29 protein-coding genes are annotated in these 25,429 nt (G+C 44.2%); 1 reads left to right on the forward strand and 28 read right to left on the reverse strand.

Annotated elements, in window-relative coordinates:
• Window positions 1-154: 154 nt before the first annotated feature.
• The 23 genes from AHMF7616_RS20370 to AHMF7616_RS20465 all read right to left on the reverse strand — a co-directional run bounded on the left by AHMF7616_RS20370 (window position 155) and on the right by AHMF7616_RS20465 (window position 16,775).
• The gene (locus AHMF7616_RS20370) at window positions 155-310 is read right to left on the reverse strand and encodes a putative inorganic carbon transporter subunit DabA (RefSeq protein WP_115374560.1); all 156 of its coding nucleotides are present in this window, start codon (window positions 308-310) and stop codon (window positions 155-157) included.
• Between the two features lie 480 nt (window positions 311-790).
• Complete coding sequence (locus AHMF7616_RS20375; RefSeq protein ID WP_115374561.1) at window positions 791-1,381, reverse strand: YdeI/OmpD-associated family protein; 591 nt, start codon at window positions 1,379-1,381, stop codon at window positions 791-793.
• A 49-nt stretch (window positions 1,382-1,430) separates the two neighbouring features.
• Window positions 1,431-2,006 (reverse strand): DUF4256 domain-containing protein, encoded by a 576-nt coding sequence (locus AHMF7616_RS20380; RefSeq protein ID WP_115374562.1) that lies wholly within the window; start codon window positions 2,004-2,006, stop codon window positions 1,431-1,433.
• 18 nt (window positions 2,007-2,024) lie between these two features.
• A complete protein-coding gene (locus tag AHMF7616_RS20385; protein ID WP_115374563.1) occupies window positions 2,025-2,423 on the reverse strand; it encodes a DoxX family protein in 399 nt (132 codons plus the stop codon).
• Window positions 2,407-2,895 carry an SRPBCC domain-containing protein gene (locus AHMF7616_RS20390; protein WP_115374564.1) on the reverse strand — a complete coding sequence of 163 codons (489 nt, stop codon included), beginning with the start codon at window positions 2,893-2,895 and terminating at the stop codon, window positions 2,407-2,409. The genes AHMF7616_RS20385 and AHMF7616_RS20390 overlap by 17 nt, the downstream gene beginning before the upstream one ends.
• Before the next feature lie 6 nt (window positions 2,896-2,901).
• On the reverse strand, window positions 2,902-3,225 hold the full coding sequence (locus AHMF7616_RS20395; RefSeq protein ID WP_115374565.1) for an ArsR/SmtB family transcription factor: 324 nt from the start codon (window positions 3,223-3,225) through the stop codon (window positions 2,902-2,904).
• Window positions 3,226-3,754: 529 nt separating this feature from the next.
• A complete protein-coding gene (locus tag AHMF7616_RS27270; protein WP_233507672.1) occupies window positions 3,755-4,441 on the reverse strand; it encodes a PEP-utilizing enzyme in 687 nt (228 codons plus the stop codon).
• Window positions 4,442-4,446: 5 nt separating this feature from the next.
• Window positions 4,447-6,366: a phosphoenolpyruvate synthase gene (gene ppsA / locus AHMF7616_RS20400; protein ID WP_233507674.1), complete on the reverse strand. Its 1,920-nt coding sequence runs from the start codon at window positions 6,364-6,366 to the stop codon at window positions 4,447-4,449.
• Between the two features lie 11 nt (window positions 6,367-6,377).
• A complete protein-coding gene (locus tag AHMF7616_RS20405; RefSeq protein WP_115374566.1) occupies window positions 6,378-6,830 on the reverse strand; it encodes a MarR family transcriptional regulator in 453 nt (150 codons plus the stop codon).
• 319 nt (window positions 6,831-7,149) lie between these two features.
• On the reverse strand, window positions 7,150-7,728 hold the full coding sequence (locus AHMF7616_RS20410; protein ID WP_115374567.1) for a YdeI/OmpD-associated family protein: 579 nt from the start codon (window positions 7,726-7,728) through the stop codon (window positions 7,150-7,152).
• A gap of 9 nt (window positions 7,729-7,737) precedes the next feature.
• A complete protein-coding gene (locus AHMF7616_RS20415) occupies window positions 7,738-8,112 on the reverse strand; it encodes a DUF1761 domain-containing protein (protein ID WP_233507780.1) in 375 nt (124 codons plus the stop codon).
• 121 nt (window positions 8,113-8,233) lie between these two features.
• A complete protein-coding gene (locus tag AHMF7616_RS27800) occupies window positions 8,234-8,452 on the reverse strand; it encodes a helix-turn-helix transcriptional regulator (protein WP_317047620.1) in 219 nt (72 codons plus the stop codon).
• Window positions 8,406-8,933 (reverse strand): helix-turn-helix transcriptional regulator, encoded by a 528-nt coding sequence (locus tag AHMF7616_RS20420; protein ID WP_317047621.1) that lies wholly within the window; start codon window positions 8,931-8,933, stop codon window positions 8,406-8,408. Before AHMF7616_RS20420 ends, AHMF7616_RS27800 begins: the two co-directional genes overlap by 47 nt.
• Before the next feature lie 280 nt (window positions 8,934-9,213).
• Window positions 9,214-9,951 (reverse strand): SDR family NAD(P)-dependent oxidoreductase, encoded by a 738-nt coding sequence (locus AHMF7616_RS20425; RefSeq protein WP_115374569.1) that lies wholly within the window; start codon window positions 9,949-9,951, stop codon window positions 9,214-9,216.
• Window positions 9,952-10,028: 77 nt separating this feature from the next.
• Window positions 10,029-10,598 carry a Crp/Fnr family transcriptional regulator gene (locus tag AHMF7616_RS20430; RefSeq protein ID WP_115374570.1) on the reverse strand — a complete coding sequence of 190 codons (570 nt, stop codon included), beginning with the start codon at window positions 10,596-10,598 and terminating at the stop codon, window positions 10,029-10,031.
• Between the two features lie 162 nt (window positions 10,599-10,760).
• Window positions 10,761-10,934 carry a Rossmann-fold NAD(P)-binding domain-containing protein gene (locus tag AHMF7616_RS26510; protein WP_158546217.1) on the reverse strand — a complete coding sequence of 58 codons (174 nt, stop codon included), beginning with the start codon at window positions 10,932-10,934 and terminating at the stop codon, window positions 10,761-10,763.
• A 244-nt stretch (window positions 10,935-11,178) separates the two neighbouring features.
• Window positions 11,179-11,637 carry a putative immunity protein gene (locus AHMF7616_RS20435; RefSeq protein WP_233507676.1) on the reverse strand — a complete coding sequence of 153 codons (459 nt, stop codon included), beginning with the start codon at window positions 11,635-11,637 and terminating at the stop codon, window positions 11,179-11,181.
• Between the two features lie 261 nt (window positions 11,638-11,898).
• Window positions 11,899-12,441 carry a hypothetical protein gene (locus AHMF7616_RS20440; RefSeq protein WP_147275739.1) on the reverse strand — a complete coding sequence of 181 codons (543 nt, stop codon included), beginning with the start codon at window positions 12,439-12,441 and terminating at the stop codon, window positions 11,899-11,901.
• A gap of 84 nt (window positions 12,442-12,525) precedes the next feature.
• Entirely contained in the window at window positions 12,526-13,080 is a 555-nt protein-coding gene (locus AHMF7616_RS20445) for a hypothetical protein (RefSeq protein ID WP_147275740.1), read from the reverse strand.
• A 45-nt stretch (window positions 13,081-13,125) separates the two neighbouring features.
• Window positions 13,126-13,647, reverse strand: a complete 522-nt coding sequence (locus AHMF7616_RS20450) for a hypothetical protein (protein ID WP_147275741.1) — start codon at window positions 13,645-13,647, stop codon at window positions 13,126-13,128.
• 66 nt (window positions 13,648-13,713) lie between these two features.
• Window positions 13,714-14,271 (reverse strand): hypothetical protein, encoded by a 558-nt coding sequence (locus AHMF7616_RS20455; protein WP_115374575.1) that lies wholly within the window; start codon window positions 14,269-14,271, stop codon window positions 13,714-13,716.
• Between the two features lie 194 nt (window positions 14,272-14,465).
• Window positions 14,466-15,755: a multidrug effflux MFS transporter gene (locus AHMF7616_RS20460; protein WP_317047622.1), complete on the reverse strand. Its 1,290-nt coding sequence runs from the start codon at window positions 15,753-15,755 to the stop codon at window positions 14,466-14,468.
• 240 nt (window positions 15,756-15,995) lie between these two features.
• Window positions 15,996-16,775, reverse strand: a complete 780-nt coding sequence (locus AHMF7616_RS20465; protein ID WP_115374577.1) for a phytanoyl-CoA dioxygenase family protein — start codon at window positions 16,773-16,775, stop codon at window positions 15,996-15,998.
• A gap of 228 nt (window positions 16,776-17,003) precedes the next feature.
• Between AHMF7616_RS20465 and AHMF7616_RS20470 the strand changes: the two genes are divergently transcribed.
• Entirely contained in the window at window positions 17,004-17,198 is a 195-nt protein-coding gene (locus AHMF7616_RS20470) for a hypothetical protein (protein ID WP_115374578.1), read from the forward strand.
• Here the strand turns inward: AHMF7616_RS20470 and AHMF7616_RS20475 are convergent.
• From AHMF7616_RS20475 to AHMF7616_RS20500, 5 genes are all read right to left on the reverse strand, one after another.
• Entirely contained in the window at window positions 17,195-17,923 is a 729-nt protein-coding gene (locus AHMF7616_RS20475; RefSeq protein ID WP_115374579.1) for a head GIN domain-containing protein, read from the reverse strand. The two genes, AHMF7616_RS20470 and AHMF7616_RS20475, sit on opposite strands and share 4 nt — an antisense overlap.
• A 112-nt stretch (window positions 17,924-18,035) precedes the next feature.
• Entirely contained in the window at window positions 18,036-18,410 is a 375-nt protein-coding gene (locus tag AHMF7616_RS20480) for a hypothetical protein (RefSeq protein ID WP_115374580.1), read from the reverse strand.
• 24 nt (window positions 18,411-18,434) lie between these two features.
• Complete coding sequence (locus AHMF7616_RS20485; protein WP_115374581.1) at window positions 18,435-20,807, reverse strand: ABC transporter permease; 2,373 nt, start codon at window positions 20,805-20,807, stop codon at window positions 18,435-18,437.
• Between the two features lie 567 nt (window positions 20,808-21,374).
• Entirely contained in the window at window positions 21,375-22,922 is a 1,548-nt protein-coding gene (locus AHMF7616_RS20495; RefSeq protein ID WP_115374583.1) for an alpha/beta hydrolase-fold protein, read from the reverse strand.
• 37 nt (window positions 22,923-22,959) lie between these two features.
• The gene (locus AHMF7616_RS20500; RefSeq protein WP_115374584.1) at window positions 22,960-25,371 is read right to left on the reverse strand and encodes an ABC transporter permease; all 2,412 of its coding nucleotides are present in this window, start codon (window positions 25,369-25,371) and stop codon (window positions 22,960-22,962) included.
• Between the last annotated feature and the right edge of the window lie 58 nt (window positions 25,372-25,429).

The following is a 25,429-nucleotide window of genomic DNA, read 5'->3' on the forward strand; positions in this document are numbered from 1 at the left end:
CTATTTGCCAGAACGTAGTTTAATGAAGCCCCTGGTTCTTGGCATCCAGCGTATAAACTTTTGGGTATCCCGGAATAAGATTCCAGAGGTTGTACAGCTCTGCTTTTTATGAACTACTACGGATTACAGTAATCGCAATACCTGGGATCTTCTACTACTTTATGAGGGTAGGACTTTTTAAGTTGGGGGTACGGTCTACTTCGGCATCGGCTTTCCAGGCCGCAAAAAGCGTTTCTTCCTGATTCGTCGTAGCCCAGATTGCTTGGCCCTTATCGAAATAAGAAGCCGCCCAGCCCGAAATTCTAGCCATAATAAAGCGGTTTCAATCCTGGCCGGTCAGTTGGGTAGCCACATCCGCTACCGTGGCCACCCGGGCCATTTCCGGCACTGCGTCTCCTATTTTCTCCTTTCCTGTTTTTAGCTTGCCGTAGGCGGAGGGGTTAACGGGGCCCGCCGGTCACGAGGCAATCATAAAGCTAGCAAGTTATACAGCGCTAATGCCTGGAGGCTTGAAAAAGCTTCACAAAAGATCCATAGAGCTGTAAGGAAAATCTTTTCTCCTTATAACTCAGCAAGGCCTATTGTAGCTAATTGCTACAATAGGTTATAATAGGCAAGTGCATGTGCTTTTATATTTTGAACGGTTTCTTTTAATGGAATATATTTAATCGACATAGAACCAGAATACTAGAAAATTACGCTATTCATTATTCCAGCAAAGCCATGTTGCTAGCAGGGTTAAAACACCAAATAAGCTATTTTTAAATTTTTCACTTATTTGCTCCATAAATTATTCATCGTTCAACCCTTTCCCCTGCAGAATCTGCGGACTGCATTTTTCAACCCGGGCCAGGCGTGTTTTTGCTTGTTTGGGGGCTGCAAAATAAAGTAAGTAAGCTCTTTGCCGTCCGGGCGTTAAAGCCTCGAAAGCCGTTTTTAGGGCAGGAGTTTCCGCTAGTTTTTTTTCAAATTCTATTGGCCTTGCGAATGCTGCGGTCTTTTTTAAATCTACTTTCAAATTAAGTTTTTCCACTTCTATGGCTTCGTAGATATACGCTTTCAGGATTGGTTCCAGGGCCTTGATTTCCTGAACCTGCGTGAACCGAAGCTGGCGGGCGGCTTGCACGTTTTCCGTTTGCTGAACAAGAACACCCGCTGTATCCTGCAACAAAGCTCCTTTAAAAAATAATACCGCACAGTACGCTTTAAATACATGAATTAAAACCAGGTTTTTGCTCTCAAACAAGTAACACGGAACACCCCATTTCAATTCTTCGGTTAGCCCACCGTTCAGCATAATTGTTCGTAGTTGCGCTAATTCTGGCTGCCACCGGGTGTTTTTTAAAAAATAAAAGTCAACCTTCGGATTTGTTGCGGTCATGGGTAGTACGGTTTAATTTGTTGATTTAAGTTAGCGGGGCCGGCGCAATTCAAACCTTTAACGAACCGCGAAACGCCCGGGCCCCGTAGTAAGAATCTGCCCCATTATGGTAGGTAAAAACTTGGTTGTACCGCCGATCACAAAAAAGAGCGCCGCCTAGTTTGCGAATAGCCGCCGGTGTTTTTACCCAACTCGACGTTTTGGTATCGAAATTACCCAATAGCTGCAGTTCCCGGTATTGCTCTTCCGATAAAAGCGCAATGCCCATTTCTGCGGCCATCTCGGTAGCGCTATTTTCTGGTTTATGGGCTTTTCTTGCTTCGAGGGCTTCGTGATCGTAGCAAACACTACGGCGGCCCTTTGGGCTTTCGGCAGAACAATCATAAAAAATGTATTCCCCGGTTTTTTCATCGTAACCCACCACATCCGGTTCGCCGCCCGTCTTTTCCATTTCGTGCAACGACCACCATTTTTCCGGATTAGCTTCCAGCTTTGCCTGTACTTTCCCCCATTCTATACCTTGGTGACGGCCCTTGTTTTTCTCAAACCGGGTTTTTAAAATGTTCAGAAGTTCTGCTTGTTGTTCCGGGAGCAACTCTTTTTCATAGTTAAAATTAGTGTCCATTTTTTTAAATTTTAGCTGTTAAACAGGTTTATGCAGGGGATTAACGGAAACGATTTTTCTATCGGCCGGTCGGAAATACCACGATATTACCGTTAGAACCAGAAGAAGCAACGGCGGGAATATTTCCTGGATAGGATTACCCGCTGCGATATGCGACATTACGGCTCCCGACATGGCAAAGAAAAAACCAGCATAAGCCCATTCTTTGAGCAAGGAGAATTTAGGAACAAGCACCGCGACAACAGCCAGAATTTTCCAGACGCCGATAATGGTGAGTAAATAAGCCGGATAGCCCAGATGCGAAAAGTTTTCTACCTCTTTGTCCATTTTCAGTAATTGAACGATGCCGGTGGAGGCCATGCCTAAGGCAAGCCAAATAGTAGAAATCCAGTAAATAATTTTATCTCGCTTGGTCATAAACAGAAATTTTTAATTGGTTTACCACTTCTTGTAATCGGTTATGCGCCATATTGATGCCTTGCGCAAAAGGCAAAGCCAGCATCTGGTCGCGGTGCGCCACTGATTTGTACACGATATGCATGGTTAGTTGGCTGGTAGCATCGGTTAGTTTTTTAAATTCTAAAAATTCCAGTTGCACCGGAAAGGGCGTATTCTCCATTTCAAAGGTCCGGGTAATTTTCTGGTCCAGCACAAACTCGTGAATCACCCCATTAAAACCGTGTTTGTTTCCTTTGGGATCGGTGGTCTCGAACTGCCAGCTGCCGTGTTTTTTATTTTCCAGTTTCAGCACCTTTGTTCCCATCCATTGCTCCACCAAATCGGGTTCGGCGTAGGCTTTAAAGAGTAAGTTTAAGGGCAAGTCAAACTCCCGGGTAATTACAATTTCCTGTTTGGCTTCTTCGGCCTTAATTTTTGTTTTTCGCTCCATACGGTTTTATTTATCTGGTTTGTATTGTTTCATAATGGCCTCCAGTTTATTAAACCGGTCGTCCCACATTTGGCGGAAGGGTTCGATAAAGTCGGCTATTTCTTTCATTTTTTTGGCGTTTAGGTGGTAGTGCACTTCCCGGCCATTTTGCTCTTGTTTTAACAGTTCGCATTCCGTGAGGATTTGCAAGTGCTTGGATACCGTTGGCCGGGCGGTATCAAAGTTAGCCGCTATGGCCCCCGCGGTCATGGATTGAGTGGCCACCAATAACAGAATCGCCCGTCGGGTTGGGTCCGCTATGGCCTGGAAAACATCTCTTCTTAAATTCATTGTGTAGTTATTTGACTACAAATATACGCGTAGTTATTTAACTACATAATTTTTTTTAAGTTTTTTTAGAAATTGTTAGTAAAAAACGGACGATTGCTAGGGGTTAAATTTATAGATTCGTGACTTTGGTACATATCATAGACACTATGCAGCAAGCAGAAAGCCGCAGCTAATAGCAGCTGGCATCAGTTTGGCTGTGGAGCACCTGCTAGGGTTCCGGTACTGCACAGCAGTATTCCGACGCGGAGCGAGGAAAGAGAGTCTAGCCAGTGCGGAAGAGCCAAACGGGGCCCGCCGGCCACGAGGCAAACCTGAAGCAACCTAGTTAAATAGCACCAATACTTGGAGACGGGAACCGGCTCCACAGAACTGCCGATAAAGGCAATAAACTTCTTTATCGCTTTAGAAAGATTATTCTTAAGGTTTTCAGATTTTGGCTAACCCTAGGCAGCAGGCAGCGCCTTTAAGCACTAATTGCTTAAGCTCCTATCAAAATCACGTAAACACAAATAAAATTTTAAAAATTTCATTACAAAATTTCGACATAGCCTTCCGTTCCGTGTACGCGAATTTGTTGCCCGTCTTTTATTACTTTGGTGGCATTTGCTACACCCACCACGGCGGGTAAGCCATACTCCCGGGCGATAACGGCACCGTGGGTCATCAGTCCTCCCACTTCGGTCACCAGGCCTTTAATGGATACGAACAGAGGAGTCCAGCTGGGGTCAGTAAAAGTGGTAACCAAAATATCTCCTTCTGTTAGATCTGCCTGTTCCAGGTTTAAGATAACCCGGGCCCGGCCTTCGGCTACGCCGGCAGAAACAGGTAAACCCACTATTGCTGCGTCCGGCAGATGTTCTCTTGTGTACTTACCTACAATTACTTCTCCATCCGACGTAATTACTCGCGGGGGTGTGAACTTTTCATATACTTTGTACTCGGCTTTCCGCTGGTTGATAATGTGATAGTCCAATTGATTTGTGCGGACGACTTCGCGTAATTCATCAAAAGTAAGGTAGTAGATAGCCTCTTTTTTAAAAATAACGCCTGCTTGCACCAGTCGTTCGGCCTCTTTCAGCAACGCCTGTTTATAAACATAGTAACGATTAACGATGCTGTACTTGGGATACTCCCGGTAACCGATGAAGTTCCGCAGCAGGCTGATTTGGTGTTTGGTTTCTTCTACTTTTTGCGCACCATCCGGCAACTGCTGCAACCGAGCTAATAACTCTTGTTCTTTTTTAAAGCTTCTTGTTGCCCCTGCGCAAACTTCCGGCTACCAGCTCCGGGCTCCATGTTTTTAATATTATTGAGGATTAAGGGTACTAACGCAATCGGCTTTTCGCTCCAACGAGTTCTTGTGATATCAATTTCTCCCGGGCAGCGCATACCGTATTTATCCAGATAAGTTAAAATAGCATCCCGCGCTTCTTGCCCCCCGTTAAACTGGATCAAGTTTTTTAAAAAATCTTCCTCTTTTACCTGTTTTAAATACGCCACTACTTCCGGGTAAGGACGAATCACATCGGCCACATCCAAGAGCGCTAATCCCATTTCCGAAGTGATATTGTTGGGTGCCGACTGCGAGAGCGTGTCGGCTACATTTTTCTCTCCCAACCACTCCATCATTTTTTCATTAAGCCAAGTTAAAGCATTCATGCCCGTCATAATGGCCCCAAAACTTTTCGGATAAGATAAACGCTGCTGTAGCTTTAGTCTGTCTTCCAGGATAAAGTCTATTAACTCCACTCCTGATTTCGCCTGGATATCGTGCTTTAACGTTTCCAATAAGGTTTGGCTGTCTTTAATTAATTCCGTAATAATCGATGGATCGTTTTGAAGCTGCACCTGAAACGCTGCCGGCGACATACCTTTTGGGCTACCGGAACCCGGCTCAATCTCATTGTCTGGCAACGACGAAATAAAATCTTTTCGCTCCAGGATGGTCGTTAAGGCACTCTTTATGAGCGGATCGGATTTGCCCAGCACATTTACCAGAAACGCTCTTTTGGCTGGAGAAGCCAGGTCCGGGGCAACATCCACGAACAACCTGCCGCCCGCTTGATACATGGGGCGGCCAGCGGTTAGCTGCCACAAAGACAAACCCAAGGGCTTCATGGGGTCGGTCATCATTTGCTGATGGCCAACCGATACATACACGTGATTTTCCGCATCCTGCGCTTCCGGGATTGGGTACAGCGTCGTAATTGGCCGGCTCTGGACCACATAAAAAGTATCATCTACCAAACACCATTCTATGTCCTGGGGGCAATTAAAATAAGCTTCGATTTTTCGGCCCAGGCGCTCTAATTGCAGAATTTGTTCATCGGTTAGGGTTGGCGTATTCTGCTGCTCCGGCTCTATGGCCTGTTCTTTTGTACCACCGTTTTTTACCGCCAAAATAGCCCGCTTCTTGGCGGATATTTTCTTATCGATAATCTGGCCCTTACGCACTTTATAATTATCGGCGTTTACCAATCCGGAAACGACGGCCTCTCCCAATCCGAAGCTGGCATCAATGGATAGCACTTTCCGGTTAGCCGTAATGGGGTCGGCGGTAAACAAAACACCGGCGGCCTGCGAAAAAACCATTTGCTGCACCACCACCGCCAGGTAAACTTTACAATGATCGAAATTATTTTGCAAACGGTAAATAATGGCCCGTTCGGTAAAAAGCGAGGCCCAGCACCGGCAAATATTTTTAAAAATTTCTTCTTTCCCGATGCTATTTAAGTACGTATCCTGCTGGCCGGCAAACGAAGCAATGGGTAAATCCTCGGCGGTGGCGCTGGACCGAACGGCATAAGCATTATCTGCTCCAAGCCTTGCCAGGTGATGGGTAATCTCTTCCTGAATATCCTGCGGAATAATTGTTTCTTCAATGGCTTGGCGAATTTCCGCGCTTAATGCCACAATTGTAGCCCGATCTTCTACCCGCAGCAACGATAAAGATTTTAATAATTCCTCCACGAACGGCGTTTCCTGGAGAATCCGTTTAAAAGCTTCCGTAGAGATACAAAAACCCGCCGGCACCTGAATTTCTTCTATCCTGGTAAGTTCCCCCAGGTTAGCGCCTTTCCCTCCTACTATGGCTAACTTTGTTTTATAAATTTCCGGAAAACCCAATACGTAAGAACCCATTTTTTTAAATTTTACGCTTGCTGGTGGTTGAGTGTAGCGGTTGCTTCCTGCATTATTGCAATAGCTTTGGAAAAGTAGATTTCCAAGATCTTGGTTTCTTCACTGGAAAAAGACTCCAGCAATGCTACCGACTTGCTCCGAAACTCCTGATAAAGTGGTTCCAGCAGCACCATGATATTTTCGGTGTTTGGCTCAATAATTACTTTGCGGCGATCGTTTTCCGCAAATTGCCTTTTTACCAGATTTTTCTTTTCGAACCGGTCTATTAAGCCGGTAACGGCTCCCGTTGTTAGGCCGGATAATTGGGCCAGCTCCCCAGCCGTCATTTGGCCTTTTTGCAGGAAGAATCCCAGGTATTTATGGTCGGTTCCGGAAAGCCCCGCCCTGCGGGCCACGGCTTCGTGCATCTGAATAGACGTATAGGCGTATTGTTGGCTCAGTTTTCTTACGGCATCCGTTTCCATTTTATCTTTGCAGCTAAATATCTTAGTTACAAAGATAACTAATTACTTTATTGCCTAATAGTTTTCAAAAAGAAATAATTGCTAGAAGCATTAGAAGAGATTGCTGACCAATATTGTTATCTTGATTAGCCGATACAACTTGTCGTGATATAAATTAGGCATTTATGGTTCTTTTACCCAATATACAACTTTGCAAAATTTAATAACGAGCTATTCTCAGCCTGGCACATAACTATTGATCATACGCTATCGCTATTTTACGTTTGATTTACTTTTACCAAGATTAGAACAAAACCACCGAAACAACTGGTTTTTTAAGTTATCTGAACTGTTTGGGTTTTAATTGCTGACCCGCTAGTTCGGCTATTTCCGCGATGCGTTTTTGCCGGGTGTCTGGTCGTTTGGCCAGCACGAGCCATTGCAATATGCTTTTCTTAACGGACTTACTTAAATTTAAAAAATAATCCTGCGCCCCTGGTTGCATGGCAAAGGCCTCTTCCAGGTCCGGAGGTATTGTTAATTCTTCTACCTCGTCCAGAATAGTCCAGAAACCGTTTTGCTCGGCTGTGCGCATGCTCTGGTAACCGGCCGGCATTAGCAAGCCTTCGCTTATCAGGCGTTGTATTTTGCCTTTGTTTATTTTGGACCAGACGCTATTTGGTTTGCGTTTACAGAAAAACTGCATAGCTGTGCCGTTACCCAAAGATTTTTTGGTACTGTCGATCCAGCCAAAACACAGGGCTTCGTTCACCGCTTCCTGGTAAGTTACGGTAGGGATATCCGATTGCTTGCTATAATAAATAAGCCAAACCGATTGCTTAGCTCGATGATTTTCGGTTAACCATTGCCGCCATTCGGGCCGACTGGTTGGGCAAAAAGTTTCTATTTCCTTATCCATCCAGAGGTTCTATTGCGGGGCTACTAAAATAATACTTACCAGAAAAATGCCTACTACATGGTAGGTGCCGCTGATAATGCCGTAAAGAATGGGACGCGGAATATTAGGGTTAATGGCAATATTAACGGTACTGGCAAACAAAAAACCTACCCCAACCAGCACTGAAAACCCTAAAGCTTGATTAAAAGATTGAAAGTGCAGCGCATAAATTAATAGGGCACTCGCCACGGTAATCACGAAAGAACAAAGCGCCGGCCCAACTATAAACAGGGGTTTGTTGGGTAACGTTTCGTTGGCCTTACCTAAAGAAATTTTGTATTGTTTTTTAAAAAATAAGGTAAACCATAAGGCTCCGAGTACGAAATACACGACAAAGGCGAGCATCACGCTCATCCAATTTAAATTGGCTATATAGACTAATCATCCGGTTAATTTTTTAAATTTATTGATAATACAAATCTAAACTGGGCGAATGACAGCCTTATGTCAGGGGTGGGAAAAGAAATTAATGATAACGGTCGAAATATTCTTGCAAGGTCATTTGGTGCGGCGTAAACTTTTCGGCGAGAATTTCCAGTTTATTAATCCGGTCTAACCGGAAGTAACGAAACGCCTGGCGTAACCGGCACCAGGCCACTAATAACCAATTTTCCTGGGTGCTTAATAAAGCAAAAGCTTCAATTGACCGGCTCGACGATTTCTGCGCTTCGTTGGTGTATTCCATTTTGGCGACGTAAAAGTTGGTCAGCGCAAATTGCAAATCCGATAAATAATAAATAAGTGCTGTTTCTTTCCCGGTTCATATTTTCATCGAACCGGGTCCGGTCGGCGAGTAAGTTGGCTTTATCTTTTACCGTGTGCCCCAGTACCGCTTTTATTTTGTTAATTGCTTCGGAAAAATCCTTTACCAAAGAAGCGTCTTTGTTTTTTAAAACTAACTGCTCCGCCAGAATCAAAGCATTGGCCTGGTTTTCCGTGAACATGATAGGCGGAATCCGGTAACCTTCCATTAAAGTATAGCCTTTTCCGTCTTCGGTTAAAACAGGTACGCCGGCTTGTTCTAAAGCTCTGATGTCGCGGTAAATAGTCCGGATACTTACCGAAAACCGGCTAGCTAATTCCGGTGCCGTTAAAAGTCGTTTGGTTTGTAGTTGGGTTAATATAGCGGTCAGTCGCGAAAGTCGTTTGGTATCGTTGCTATTCATGATTGCCGCTTCTCAAAATTAGATTTATGCCAGAATTATTGCGGTTCGCTGAGGCTGTAAGGTAGCATTTTCAAATTTACGATGCGGCATTGTAGTACGGGCATACCGGAATTAAGCAAAATTTTAAATTTAGAGCATGCTTGCACCCGAGCAGGATATTGCTACCAGGCGGAGGATAGCTGTACTTCTGTTTAGCTTGGCACCGCCTCCCAATTAGTAATAAAATGCGGCACCTTAAGTTTCCCCTCACCTTATAGCAATATCTTGTTTCGTGCTTTTTTTACCAGGGACTTACTTCGGTTCCGTCTTCTATGTCGTTGCTGAAGAATTTTCCGGTGGGTGCGTTCTCGTCGGTCAGGGTATGCTTTATGATAAAAGCGGCAGCACTTTCCACGGTTCCGGGGCCGCTAAAATGGTTGAAATCGGTGGCCGTGTAGCCGGGGTCAATTGCATTTACTTTAAAGGGCAAATCTTTTAGTTCGTACGCCAACAAAATAGTAAAGGCATTTAAAGCCGCTTTAGACGGTACGTAGCTGGCCAGTTTTACATTATAGTACTTCCAATTCGGGTCGCTGTGTAAATTTAAAGAACCTAGTCCGGAGGTGATATTGCTGATCCGGGGGCTCTCGGATTTTTTAAGCAATTCCAGAAAAATTTGGGTAACGTTAATGGCACCAAAATAATTGGTTTCAAATACCTGCCGGATTTCGTCCGTGGGAGTATCCAGGGCGCTTTCCGGAAAGCCGCGGCTAATGCCGGCATTGTTGATCAGGATATCCAACTTGCCTTGTTCGTTTTCTATCGTGTTTTTGGCCGCCAAAATAGTATCGGGCTCGGTAACATCTAATTCAACGGCTCGGATGTTCTGAAAACCATTTTGGCTTAATTCTTTTACAATGGCTTGGCCTTTATTTAGATCGCGGCTGCCTAAATAAACGAATAAGCCTTTTTTAGAAAGTTGTTTAACGGTTTCCAGGCCAATACTTCGGTTGGCACCGGTAATTAATACAGTTTGCATGTTTCTCTTTTTTTAATGAACAGTACAAAGGTGCTTTAAAGAAAGAAGATCTTTTTTGCCAATTGGCAAATAAGAGTTTACCGAATGTTTTTTCTAATCCGGCTAAGCGAAGACTGGGTGATGCCTAAATAAGAAGCTAAGTAAACGAGCGGAATCCGGTTAACCAGGATGGGGTATTTTTCCATGAACTGCAGGTAACGGGTCGTGGCGTCTTCGGCCACTAAGGGGCTAATCCGTTCTATTTTTAAGAGCAAGGCTTTGGAAGTAATTTTATGCACAATCGCGTCCCAACCAATAATAATATTTAGCAAATCCTGCCAATCGGGTTTCGCAAAAACAATCAGCCGGCAATCGGTTACGGCTTGCACATAAGCCGTAGACGGCAGGTTATTATCGAAACTGGCCAAATCCACCACAATGTTATTTTCGTCGATAAAATACTTGGTAATTTCTTCGCCTTTGTGGTTGTAATAACAAACCCGCATAATGCCTTCTACCAAAAACCCAAACTGCCGGGCCACCTGGCCGGCTTGTAAATAATATTCTTCTTTTGGCAGGTGTAACTCCGTAGCCTTGCTCGATACTAAGGCGATTTGCGCCGGGTTTAAATTGCCAAACTGCAAGATATAAGTCAATAATTCTTTCATTCTTACGAGTTAAGCAGCATTATTTTTAAAAATTTTGTCATTTGGCAAAAAGCGGGGGTTGTTGTAGAGTAACTCCCAGGCAAACTTTGTAAACTTTACCAAGAGGTGGTTGGTTACCAATTTTTACGCGAGCTGCGTTTACTGATACAGGGCTGCTAACATCTATCGGATAACTTCCACGGTATTTAAACCTTCGGCCTGCAACTTTGCCACGGCTTCCGATATACACATAATACCCGTTTTGCAATAGTTGCTGGCAATTATAAAACCAGTACGTTTATTGGCGCCGGTAATAAATGCTGTTTCATCTGTTTTGCTTTTAAATGACGAAAACAAAGGTCAACAGTAGGTAAGTGTTACGGGTAGGCTATTTGCGGGTATTTGTAACCAAAATAAGAATTTGGATACTATCAGGCACGCGTTTAGTTTTTACCCCCTTTACGATCAAATGCTTCGGGCTTGGCGTTCAAGTAAATTTAAAAATACCATATTGTCAGCTATTCTAAAGTTTGGCAGTAACAATAAGCTTTTCGTTAATAAATCTGCTTACCCCTTTTTAACATTAGCTTGTAAAGCCCTGCTAACAATCAAATACAAACCAACAAAGGTAATTTCTTAATTTTTGATCATCCAGAACCAGTTCCCGGATAGCATCCGGCAACTGGTTGCGCTGCCATTGGCATTCTTTTCGGCCCATCTCCTCCCGCTCGCTTTCTTCCACCGACTCCCTTACTGCTCTAATGGCGTAAGCCGCTGCTCCCAACTCATGGGCCGCTACGTGAGCCACCGCCACCGCTTGCCCGGCGGCTAATGCGGCAAACTTGGCCGCCGCGGGCATTTCTTTAGCGGCTGCATTTGTAACAAAAGCAGCTTGGTGGGCTTGTTTCATGGGGATCTCTCCTTTTGCCCAGGCCCGGGTTAATTCTATGGCTTGGCTGGGCCGTTCATCAGTCAGGTTGGCTTGCTCAAACAGGGGAAGTACGTGTTCGGCACAATTAGCCGCCCATAAAGCCAGTAATTGGTGGTTGGCATCAGTCAAAGTTCCTCTTCGCCTAATGGTTATAAACCGGGGGCTCTTTCCTTGGGTAAAATCATAGCCTAACCAGTGGGTTTAATAGTTGGTTTGATTTGTAGAAATGGCAGATCACGTTCCTGGCTATGCGGCGGCTAAGCTGCCGTGCAGGTTTTGTTAGCCCAAGTTATTCTTTTTTCATTATTGTTTTTGGCAAATACCAGCCATACCTCTGATAAGATGATGGAGGTAAAGGATTGCCATTTTCATCAAATACTTCTATTTTAGTTAGATACTTTTCCTTAGAATAATCACTTCCGTAGTTTTTAGGATTTTTATAGTAACATGTTGCTTGCTACTTATTTGCCCATTTTCATGATAATTAATTATTTCTTGCCTTAAGCTATCTGTGTTAGAAGATTTCCATTCCTCAAAAAGCAATCCATCTGAGGCAGGGATGCTTCCTTCATTTAGGTAAAGTTTTCGGCTATTAATATTTCCAAATTCATCGTATGTAATTAAATCTTTTATAGTGGCCTTCCATCCTTTTGCTGCTGAAGCTGAATGCCTTTCTTCCCAAGAACCAATTTCTACGAAATCAAACTTATTTGCTACGTCAAGTTTCCTTATTAAAATTTTTCCTTTTGTATAATCGCCTAAATTGTTAGTTCCCTGCCATTCTTTAATAATTTTCCCATATTCATAAATACTGTCCTTCTCAGCCTTACTTAGGCTATTATGATACCACATATGTTGGTTATACTTAAAGCCATTTAAACCAGCACAACTAGATATACTGATAAGAATTGAAAAATATATGAATGTCTTCATAATTACCGCCAATGTCTAATATAAACGACGGCGAAGGCCGCCTACCGACGCTGCCGTTTACACAAGGTTACCTACTGGGCTTTTTTATTTTATACTTTCTAATTTCTTAAGCTCTGTTACATTTACTTCTTGAGTCAAACTGCAAATGTCTGTGCGCAATACATTTTCACGAGCAACTTCTTTTAATTTTATTTTTGTACGTCTCTTTCTTTTTGATACTTCAATTTCTCTTTCTGTCCATTTATCACCATAGACGATATATTCTTTCCCAATCTCAAATTCAAATCCGCAATCGCCTCCCCCTTGTCCAGTAATAACAGTTATTGTATCGGGAAGTAATAATTCTGGCTTGAACTTCTTGGTAACAGCTATTCTATAGGCTTTATACTTTCTAATCATGTAGCTGTACACTTTCGGGTCGAACTTTAAGCCAGTCAGTGAAAGTCCTGCCGTGTCATAGTAATTGTAGTCGGAAACACTTATGGCTGTTCCTTTCACAACTGCGTCAACAGAAGAGTATCCCTTTTCCATTGACAGTTTGTCCTTACCAACGCAAGTGCAAGCAAAGCTTTCTGTCGCCGCACTTAACAGAAGCATGCATGTCAAAATTGAAAAGATCTTTCCGAAGCTATTTTTCATACTATACCTTGCAGGTAACGATCTCGTATATGAGGCGTTTATGCACTATAGGTTTTGTTGTGGTACGGTGTTCTGCTTAGTAGCTTCTAGGTATTTTCTTCTTTTTACAATTATTACAATTGTTGCTATTACCATTAAGGTCAAACAGATAAAGAAGAATAAATCAGCATAAATGTAGTTCCACACCTCTTGATTAGTCATTTCTCTCTCTGTATTGTTTATCATAATGCTTCTGGAGTAAGTTCTTACTTTACCCACAACAACAAATAAATAACTCAAGGAAAGAATTAACGCTGCACCTGTCGCCAAGAGACCAAAAAATAATCCTCTTCTTTTGCCTGTAATTATACCAACTCCACCCATAATTAGGAGCAGCCAGAAGGCAAATACAGTAACTACTTCTAAGAATGGTCTAGGATGACTGAACGTATTATTGGCCAGTCCCCAAGTTTGATTATAAAACAGAATATGGTAACCAGATTTAAATAAAAAGTATGAGGATATAGCAATAACCATTATACCAATTAAAGTAAAGAAACTACGGCTACTGATTATTTTCTGAATCATTCTAATTATTTCACTGCACCACAACTTACGTGGCTAAACGACGGCATAGCTGCCGTATAGGTATAGTTAGCGGCTGTAATCTTTTCTTAGTTTTGAACTAATAACATATCCTACAAACGCTTGCCAAACTGCAAGAGGTAGAAGTAGTATTTCAAAATGTAAGAACCGATTAAAAGTTACATATAGTATTAATAGTATTATTAAAGGCATAATTCCACTTAATCCTATTAGTACATAATCCGTTTTCCTGTTTAAGAAATTATAAACAATTGCCCCGAATAGTACAGCAGAGAAAAAGCCAACAAAGAAAAGTAGCGGTAAAAAAAAGTAACTTAAAAATACTAGAAGCCCAATTACAACTGATGATATAGAACTAATAAACATCCAAAACAAAATATGGAGGTAAATGTCTTCATTTTCCTTATCCTTAATTAGTAAATCGAGATTTGGAATTATTAGTGCTAAAAAAAATAAGGAACCCATTATTAAGGGTATAAAGAATAAGTGGGTTTTACCAGAATTAATAAAGCTATTTATTATATCTATTTCAGAATAATTAATGGCAGAAATAAAACAAAGCATTGTAGTCACAATGACTCTTGGGTGGAAATATATTTCTTTCATTCTAGTTTATTACCGCTAACTTGCAGCTAAATGTAATAACATTCGTTTAGCCTACCAATATAGCAGTATAAACGGAGTAAGAGCCCCCAATTTCAGTTTTTTACCGAATAGCTTTACCAGAACTTACCAGGGTACAAACTAAGCAGCAGAGATAAAACCAGTGCTTGTACTTTAGCTGTTATTACCCCTGATTTTTAATGCAACATACCGGCAGGTACTTCTACGGGCGGCCGATCTGGAGTAACGGGAATGGCTTTACGCCCGGTTACCAGAATGAGTAACGCCAGCAAGGTAGAGCCCGCCATAATGGCGGCCATGGGGATGGCCGATTGTGGTTTACATAAACTTAACAATACCGTAGCTAAAGCCCCAAAACCCATCTGGGCGGCGCCCATTAAAGCCGAAGCGCTGCCCGCATTTTTAGAAAATGGGCTCATAGATAAAGCCGAGGCATTGGGAAAAGTAAAGCCGAGGCAGCACAAATAAACAAATATAAATCCGATAGTTGTAGCTAAACCTAACCAGCCGAGGGCCGTTCCGGTTACTAATAAAAGCGCCGTAATCGTTTGGCAAATAAGGGCCGTAATAATAATTTGTTCGCTGCGGTATTTTCTTAATAAAACGCTGTTTACCTGGCTCGCCCCGATTAAACCAATCGAAAGAAAAGCGAAAATCCAGCCGTATTGCTTTTCACTTACTTTAAACAGCTCCATGAATAACAGCGGCGAACCGGATACGTAGGCCAGCAAACCGGAAAAAGAAACTGCTCCGGTAAACGCATAGGTATAAAACTGCGGTACCCGCAATACATGGTAAAAATTAGTAAGAATGGGCTTGGGCTTAAGCGAATAATTTTTGTCGGGTGGGCTGCTTTCGGGCAAACCAAAATACACAGCCAGTATAATAACCGCGGCCATGCCGGCTAAAATTAAAAAAACAACTTGCCAGCCAAAATCCGTCGTCACGTAGCCGCCCACGGTAGGCGCTACCATCGGCGAAACGCCCACTACCAGCATCAGCAACGAAAACACTTTGGCGCTATCCTGCACCGGAAACAAATCGCGGACCATGGCCACGGAGGCTACCGCGGCGGCGCAACTGCCAATGGCCTGCACAAAGCGCAACAACACCAGCGCCTCGATGGTAGTGGCAAAAGTACAGGCCACCGACGAAAGCAGGTATACTACCAGGCCCACGTACAGTGGTTTCTTGCGCCCGAAGCGGTCGAGCAAGGGTCCGTACAACAACTGCCCCGCCGAAATGCCAATAAAAAAGCTGGATAACGAAAGCGAAACTTCGCCGATAGTGGTGCGCAAATCTTTGGCAATGGCCGGGAAACCGGGCAAATACATATCGATGGAAAAAGGGCCTAAAGCCGTAAGGGTTCCCAGGATAAGGATAAGCGTAAAATATCTCTGATGGGTCATGCTGATGGAGTACGGGAAAGCGACAAAGGTAAGATTAGTTTGCCAGCCGGGCCGCATGTTTTAACGGCTACCGGTATTTTGTTTTGGTTAAGTTTAAGCTAAACTCTTTTTTCTTTTTAAGGTTGCGGGTAGCCCAGCCGTATTTTTTAAAAAACTTATTCTGCTGGTAACAGAACTGGCCTGAACTTAAGCAAAAAGCAAGTGCCTACTCTTCCATTACCCGATGTAAAGTTAGTGCCCAATAAAAAAAAAGAGGTTGCTAAAAGCAACCTCTTTTTTTAGTAAATAGCCTGCTGCCTAAGCTATCCCGAAACGAATGGCCTGTTCCAGGGGAGTATACCCCGTATCCGAATTTGCAAGGCATAACTCTTCTCGTAACAGCAAAGGCGGTTGGGCCATAAATTTAGGCGTACTTCCGCGGTGCGGTTGGGCAGCATGCACCAGAAAAGGATGGCATAAGTAAACTGTTCCCGCCTCACCAGTGGCATAAACTTTCTTTCGCGGGGGCAGTTCGTGTAGCTTATCTGCCAGCTCCATAAATGAAAAACCCCGCTCCCCTTCTTTAGATAACAGTTTGGCCACGTCGAGATGAGACCTCTCCCAGATAACAGTTGGCGCATCTTTTTCGCTTACATCCGAATACAAAATTAACAGCAACAAGGCCCGGCCTTTCGATTTTACATTAATCCGCCATTCCAGAAAGTTGCCGGGGTTATCCCCCGGAAAGCTGGCATCTACGTGTTTGCCCGTGTCATTGGGTTCCTGATTAGATGGAAACCGGATTGGAAATGTGCCTACACTCCGGCAAGGAATCCATTTGTTCTTCCCAACCAGTTGATCAAAAGCCCGGTGCAGCCTGGCTGTGTTTACAGACGCAACAAAAGAGTCTTGCGCGTACATTCCTAAACGGATAACGGGCTCCGTCCAGGTCGAGGGATTTGTTCTATTACCAGGAAGATCATTCCACAAAATATCTACGGCCGCATCGGCAAGCTCCCTGGAAAAAGCGTTATTCAGGCGCACATACCCTTTATGAATAAAATGCGCTATTTCATTTTCAAGCAATAAATCTGACATGATTTTTAAAATTTAAAATCCCGCCCCCGTGCACGCCAGATTACAAATAACCCGCCGGCCCAATGACCTTTTTGTGCACTAAAAATTTAAAATAAAGGATTGGCTGCGCGGTGTATGCCTACCGCGCCTGGCTTAAGAACTAAGCCAGGAAAGGATTTTAGAGCATTACGGTCATTCTCATACCGCTAAAATTAAGAATTATTTGCAAACGGCGAAATTAAAAATTACATGCCCATTATCGGGCATAAACCGAAAGCGAGCAGCGGAACAGCATGGGCGTTCGGTTCAGATATGACCCTGTTTGCTGTAGAAATGTGGCCAGCCTTGGTTACCAGCCAATGTACCCAAGATTACGACCCGGAAAAGCTGGTAAACCTTTCCCGGGCCGTATTGCCTTGTGATAACTTCTATTTACTGCCTTAAATTTTAGTAACGCTGCCAGAGCCACTTTTCACTACGTTTACTTGAGCATTACCGGAATAAGTAACTTTGCCGGAACCGCTTAACACGGCATTTAAGGTTTCTTCGGCCCGGATGGATGCTTTACCGGAGCCACTCACCGAAATTTCAGCCGCACGGGAATTTAAATCTTCGCCGTCGAACTGGCCCGAGCCACTTATTTCAATCTTGGCATCGTTCGTTTTTCCTTCTAACGCCATTCCGCCGGAACCACTAATAGAAGACGACAGGCTGGAAGCAGTTACTACTGCCGTCAGCCGGCCAGAACCGCTAACCGCAGTAGTAACCCGATCGCCTTTAACAGTTCCTTTTACTTCCATATTGCCAGCACCACTCACCGATAAATTGTTCAGGCTGGGCGCCGTAATATAAATCGTTACTTTTTTAGAACTCCCAAACCACTTTTCGCTCCCTTTCTGCATTTTTAAATGTAAAATACCATTTTTTACGGGAGTCTCAATTTTATCCAATAGGTCACGGTCGCCTTCTAAACGCAGGCTTTCTTTCGCGCCAATGGTAACATACACGTTAAACGGAACGGCCGCCGCCACCCCGGAGAAAGACCCCACCGGTCGGTTTTCTTCGTCCATCAGGCGAAAGACAGGCTTAGCAGACGCCCCAGGTAGAGCAGTAACCTGCAAAAACGAAAGCATTAAAATACAGGCAAAAAATAAACTGGCATTTTTCATAATTGGTTATTTTTAAATTTAAGGTGATAACATTAGCAGCAGCATTGGAAAACTCAGGAACCCAGCCCTGAAAACAATAAGAAGCACCCGTTGAATGATGATTTTTTAAAATTTACTTCGTTTTAAAATACCAATAACCCATTGCTCCTACTAAAATACTAAAAAAGGTAAGCGCAGCATACTGATAATCATTTAAAAATGAGGATGCTTGTTTTGCCTGTCTGGTGGGTACCGGAGTTTGCAAACGCGGCCGTAATTGCTGCCATTGTTGTTCTACCACTTGCGGGGGCAGGCGATTAGGGGCAAACGGAATTCCCCGGACAATAAGCGCGGCATCTGCAACCAAAGCTTGCTGGTGCGGGTTCTGTTGCCAATAGGCGGCCCATTTAACTCGGGCTTCCCCATCCACCTGGTGAACCCAATCTATAAAAGATTTATCTGCTAGTAGATCCGCTAACCGGAGTTTCCTGTTTTTTGGATGGCGCATTTTCCCTGGAATTTAAATTTAAATCTACTCGGTTCTTAAACTCTTTACCGGGTTGGCCATTGCGGCTTTTATCGCCTGAAAACTAATGGTGAGAATGGTAATTACTAAAGCCAGCACCGCCGCCAGCATAAATACTTCGGGACCAATGCTAATGCGGTAAGTATATTTTTGCAGCCAGTTTTGCAAAAAGTAAAGGGCTACCGGCGAGGCAATAATGCAGCTTATTAAAACCAACAGCATAAAATCTTTCGAAAGCAAGAGCCAAACTTGCTGCACCGAAGCACCCAATACCTTGCGGATACCAATTTCTTTGGTACGTTGCTCGGCCATAAAGGCAGCCAGCCCAAATAAACCTAAGCACGAAATAAAGATAGCAAGGCTGGCAAAAATTCCGGCCAACTTCCCGATGAGCACTTCCAGGTTAAACTTTTCGGCGTAGGATTGGTCGGCAAACTGGTAACTGAAAGGGAAAGCCGGGCTGTACTTATTAAAAATTGTGCTAAGTCGGGCGATAGCGTTCTGGGTTTTGATGTTGGGGGCTAAGCGGTAGGTAATAAACGTTTGCGGATAAGGGCTATACATAAACATAGTAGGCTCGGCGGCGGCAAACGGCGAGGTCATTAAAGCATCTTTGGCTACACCTACTATTCTCATTGGCTGGCCATTAAAGGTAATGGTTTGATTAACGGGCTCCTTAATACGCATCCGTTTAATAGCCGCCTGGTTAAAGATAACGCTTATCGTATCCGAAATACCGGTAAAATCCCGGCCTTGCGGGATGGTAATGCCCAGTGTTTTAAAATAATCATCGGCTACCCTAATAAAGCCCATTTCTACCGACTCGCCCGCGTGTTTACCGGGCCAGCGGTCAATGTCGCCGTGCCAGTAAATACCGGTAGCCGGGCTGGAAGCCTGCGTCATGCTGGCCACAATGCCCTGTTGTTGCAATTCATTTTTCAGTACGGTATAATTTTTAATTAAATCGTTATTAATTTCGGTTACCAGCAGCCGGGTTAAATCGTAGCCCGTGGGCCGATCTTTAGCGTATTGAATTTGCCGGTATATGATAATGGTACTGATAATTAAAGCAATAGAACAGCTAAATTGCAATACCACCAATATTTTGCGGGGCAACGCGGCCGCTTTGCCCACGTGCAGCGAGCCTTTTAAAACTTTTACCGGGTTAAACGACGAAAAGTAAAACGCCGGCCGGCTACCGGCCAAAAGAGCTACCAGTAACACGCTGCCCAGAGTAATCAGCCAAAAAGTTAAATCAAACACCGGTAATTTAATAATACTCCCTATCAGGGTATTAAAGGCCGGTAAGGCCAGTTGCACCATAATGAGCGCACAAACAAAAGCCAGCAAAGCAAACACCAACGACTCCGCTAAAAACTGAATTACTAAATCTTTTCGCTGCGAACCAATCGCTTTTCGTACGCCCACCTCCCGGGCTCTTTTCTCGGACCGGGCCGTGGTTAAATTAATAAAGTTGATACAGGCAATTAATAATATTAATACCCCGATAACACCAAACATCCGGACGTATTCGATAAAGCCGCCGGTGTCTTTACCATTCACGTATTCGGAATACAAGTGCCAGTTTTGCATCGGCTGCATGATTACTTCCGAATGTTGGGCGTTAAAGCTGTCTTTCTGCCGTTTCTGGATGTTCTTTATTTTAGGTGCCACCTGAGCATAAGTGGTTCCGGGCTTTAATTTGGTAAAAATCTGGTACGAGTTTTCGGAGAAGCCGCTCTGGCGCTGTTGCTTTACATAACCTTCGGTGGCTTCGAAATAGCTGAAAGGCACCAGGTATTTAAATTTAAAAGTAGAGTTAGCCGGTAAATCTTTTAAAATACCGGTAACTTTTAAATCATTTTTATTATCGAACCGCACAAATTGATTTAATGGGTCTTCGTTCCCGAATAAAGCCTGGGCCGTTGACTCGGTAAGCACTATGGAATAAGGATCTTGTAAAACGGTTTCAGCGGTACCTTTTACCAGCGGATACCGGAACATTTTTAAAAAATCGCCATTCACCTGCCCGCCCTCCAGGTAAATCTTTTTATCATCTACTTTCAGGCCATGCGCATTCATCCAGTCGGTTTCGGCTACGTATTCTATTTCGGGTATTTCGTTGCGCAAGGCATCGGCCAGGGCCAGCGAGGTAGTCGGGAAATTAAGAATGTCGCCGTTGCTGTTAAAGTTGCGCCGCACCTGGTACAAGCGCTCGTAATCCGGCAAAAATTTATCGTAGGAGTATTCGTGGTGCACCCATAAACCAATCAACAAGGCTACGGCCATACCGGTACCCAACCCCAAAATATTTAAGGCGCTGTATCCTTTGTTCCGCAGCAGGTGGCGCCAGGCAGTTTTAAAATAGTTTTGAAACATCGGTTAGCTCAGGTTAAGGTTTGAAATTTAGTTCAGATTAATTGGTTGAAATATTTGTTTTATCCTTCCGCCCTTCGGGCACCTTCCCTTAAAACAGGAAAGGAGAGGCGGCTTTCCCTTTTACCAGTAGCCATTTACCAAAGAGCGCTGAACAACGGACCAGTTTAACGTTAATTTGTGCATCGGGCTCAGGCTTTTTGTTACCTGGCTACTGAAAGCTTCATCATTTTTAAATTTTTATCTGTTTACTGGCGCAAGTTTTTAAACCTGTGCCTACAGATAAGGTAAAGTCTGGGACTTTACTCCGGCCCCTGGCCGGCAGGAATTTTTATGAGATTTCTTTTAAAAAGCATTCGTTCGCTTGGCCAGAGGCCTACCGGATAGTAGACACGAGCGAAGTTGCTCGCGCCAGATTTAATTTGGCAGAACTTAAGGGTCCTGCCCCTCTCGAATGAACAGAGCGGATAGCCAATCAAAACAAAAGCAGCTATTGTTGCTTACCTGATACATTTACGACTGAATGATTTGATATATCGAAATCGGTTTCTCATCTAAATTTTAAAATTTTCACGTTTTAGTGCGGCTATACAGCAGTTCCAGCGGAATCATAGTGTCCGCCTGGTGGGCTGGTTTCCACCAGATTGGCGAAAGGCGCGGGCCACCCGGCTTTTGCAAGTACTCCACGCGGATGGGATAAAAGCCTTTTTGCAGGGGTAGCAGGTAACTTTGACCGGTGCCGGCCACATTGTTTTGGCCCATTATTAACTCTTTCCCCAGGTAAACCCGCGAGGTGCTATCGTCGGCCATCTGGAAAATATAGTAGCCTTCTTCCGGAACCTCCAGAAAGCCTTCTACCAAACAGGCAAACCCGCCGGAATTTTGAAAATTATTCCCGTTGAAATCTTTCCCGGCCAAGCCGGATTGAACGGGTTTTAGCTTTTTGAGATCGGGCCATTTCTGATAGTTTCCGGCGTAGTACGTATAGCGCAATCCGCCCGGCTGCACCGCTTTTGGTTTGGGAACCGCGGCTAAAGCCGCCGAAATTTTAAAATTTCCGCGCAGAATCCGGGTATATTCCTGCCGGGGGCTGAACGACTTTACCGTAATAGTAGTAGTCTCCGAAACATTAAAGTTATTTTCTTTTTTTAAGGTTGCCGAGGCTAACGTAGGTTCCTGCCCATTGGTGGTATAACGGAATTGCGTATTGGTAAAAAAATTAGCACACTCCACGGTAAAAGGCTTACCCGGTACCACCAGCCCGTTCCTGGGTTTGAGCAAAATATTACCTTCGTGCAAGTGCCCGGTATACGAAAAACGGAGCCCATCGTACACGCCTTTCCAGATCGTAGAAAAATGCGTTTCGTCGGGGTACTGGGCCACTTGCCAGAGTAAACCGGCGGGTGCTTTTTGCTGCAAAACGGAATCCAGAGCCGCCACTCCCATATCGTGGTAATCTCTGCCATCGCGCACGGAGAGCCAGAGTGTGTTGTTAATCCCCGCCATAGTGGGTAATTTTTGCGCGGCCATTTTGTTCACGTAGCCGTTGTCCCACCATAAACTAGGCTCCACGGTTAAGTAAGATTTAAAAAGCGTGGGCTCCTGTAAAAAGGCATAGACCGTAAATAGGCCGCCCAGCGAGGTACCGTACAGGGTATTGTTTTCTTTTTTGGTAGGATACTTCTGGTTGATGTACGGAATTAACTCATTTTTAAAAAAAGCCAGAAAATTGGCGGCTCCCCCGGAAACCGAACCATCTTTCACCGCGGAAGGCGTAAAATCCCGGTCGCGCAGGTTTAAATCTTTCTGGTATAAATTAGGTACGCTCACCAGAATCATATTAGACGGAATGTAGCGGGCATACTCCATAAAGCCGTAGAGTTGAATGGCTAGGTTGGTGTTCCATTCGCCGTCTAAGATGTACAGTACATCGTACTTATTAGTGTTGCCTGCTTTATAATTCTGAGGCAAAATAACTCCCATCTTTCTGGTTTCTTTTAAAATGGCCGAATACAGCGAATCCGGTAACGTGTTTACCTTTTGCGCCTTTATTGGGCCAACGAGCAGAAAACCGATAAGAAAACCGGCAATGAAAAAAGAAATTTTTAAATTTTTCAATTTTTGTAAGCTTAGCTCTGGCTGAATACTTTTTTAATTACTCCGTCCGTAAATTCTGCACTGGGTTGGTGCGGGCCGCCCGGATAGAGCGGTAGATTACCGTGATACCCGCAATTACTAAGCTAAACAAGATAGCCATGAAAAAGCTGCCCGGCCCTATGGGGTCGCGGTAAGGGAAGTCTTGCAGCCAGGCCTGCATGGCGTACCAAGCTAGTGGTGCCGCTACAACAAAGGCAATAATAATCAGCACGAAAAACTCTTTCGTAAACAGCCCCACAATATTGGCTACTGAAGCGCCCAACACTTTGCGAATACCAATTTCTTTGGTGCGCTGCACGGCCATAAACGATACCAAACCGTACAAGCCCAAACAACTAATAAAAATGGCAATGCCGGCAAACAGGCGGAACAGGTTAAACATTTTTACTTCTTCGCGGTAAAAATTGGCGATATCTTCATCAAGAAACGTGAATCCGAACAAGCTTTCGGGGTAAGCTTGCTTCCAGAGTTGCTCTACCTGGGCCATCGTAGCCCGCAGGGCGGCTGGTTCTAACTTCAGGCCGATTAATCCGTTGTGGGGCACTTTACGCATAAACACGCCCGGAATTTCGTCTTTTAAGGAGCCCGGATGAAAATCTTTTACCACCCCGGCAATCCGCCGTTTCTTACCGTCCCAGTCTACTTTCTGGCCAATGGCCGCTTCCGGCGTAGCAATGTTCATGGTGCGCAGCACGGTTTCGTTTACCAGAATATCTGCCGAATCGGTTTGCAAGTCTAAGTTTTTACCGGCCAGCAAGGTTAAGCCGTAGGTTTGCAGGTAGGTATGGTCAATGGGAATTTCGCGGATGTAATATTCTTTGGTGGGGTCGGAGCCCGGAAAAGTAAAGGTGCTCCATTGGTTATCTTCGCTGGAAGGCGCAAAAACCGCAAAGCTCACGCTCTTTACGCCAGGCAGTTGTTCGAACTGCTGGCGCAAAGCCCGGGCCGTTTCGGGTTTATTCTCGGCCGGCACCGGTAAAGTAACCACTGCTTCTTTGTTAAAACCTAAAGATTTATTCCGGAAATATTCCAGCTGGTTAGAGACGACCATGGTGCTGATTATTAACACCTGGGCAATAATAAACTGGCCCACAATCAGGCTGCGGCGTAAAGAAAAAGCGTTTCCGCGGGAAACGGTAATCTTGTTTTTTAAAGCCAACACCGGCTGAAACCCCGATAAGACCAATGCCGGATACAGGCCGGCCAGCAAACTTACAACTACCGCAATACCGCCCAAAAACGCGAGTAAACTACTATCCGTGAAAGGATTAAATTGCAGGTTCAGATTTAAAAAACCTTTAAACTGCGGCAATAAAATAAAAATAATAACCGCCGCCAGACTGGTAGCCAACAAACTGAGCAAACTGGTTTCGGCTAAAAACTGCCGCACCAGTTGGCCCCGGTTGGCACCCAGCACTTTGCGCACGCCTACTTCTTTGGAGCGTTTCACGGATTGGGCGGTGGCGAGGTTGATGAAATTAATACAGGCAATAAACAAAATAAACAACCCGATCAGGATTAATCCGGTAATGTTTTCTTTGGCAACAATACGACCGTTCAGGTTACCAAAACGTTCATCGTAATGCATTTCCCGCAAAGGCTGGAGCAAATGGGTACGGCGGCTAGCCTCCAAAGCACCCATGTATTTTTTCTCCATTACCGGGATTTTTTTCTGCAGCTGGGCTACATCGGCTCCGGGCCGGAGAAGCACTAAATGCACATTACCCATCCCAAAACTATTCCAATCATTCAGGTTCCACTGGGGCATGTGTACTTTAAACGAACTCCAGGAAATAAGTATTCTAAAAGGCAAGTCCGTATTATCCGGGAAGTCTTCCAGAATACCCGTTACTTTTAAGGTATGCTTGGCATTTAATCTAACTGTTTTACCCATCGCGTTCTGAACAATCTGATTACCAGTACCGCCAAAATACTTCTGGGCTACGGTTTTGGTAAGTACCACCGTATTAGGTTCTGTTAAAGCTTGCTTCGGGTTACCGGCTAACCACTGCGCATCTATAATCGAGAAATAATCCGGGGCTACGTAGGCAATCCCGGATTCTTTGTAAAGCTGGTTATTTACTTTTATGGAGCTATTAACGGACGAAAATGCCGATGTATAAAATGCGGTTGTCGCTTGTTCTATTTCGGGGAAGGTTTGTTTTAAAGCACGGGCTACCGGCATGGGGCCACCACCGCTAAAACCACCCGTTTTTAAAAATTTAGTATTTACCCGGTAAATGCGGTCGGCTTTGCTATGAAACGTATCATAGCTCTGCTCGTAGCGTACTACCAGAAAGATCATCAGGCAACAGGCAATGCCTAAGGCCAAACCCGCTATATTAATAACAGAATACGCTTTGTTCCGCTGCAGGCCGCGGAAAGCTGTCGTGATAAAGTTTCTCAGCATGGTTGCAGCAATAAAAGTTTGTAAAAAAGCTACGTAGAAACACTATTCAGCCAATGCT

Source organism: Adhaeribacter pallidiroseus (genome assembly GCF_003340495.1).
Lineage (GTDB): Bacteria > Bacteroidota > Bacteroidia > Cytophagales > Hymenobacteraceae > Adhaeribacter > Adhaeribacter pallidiroseus.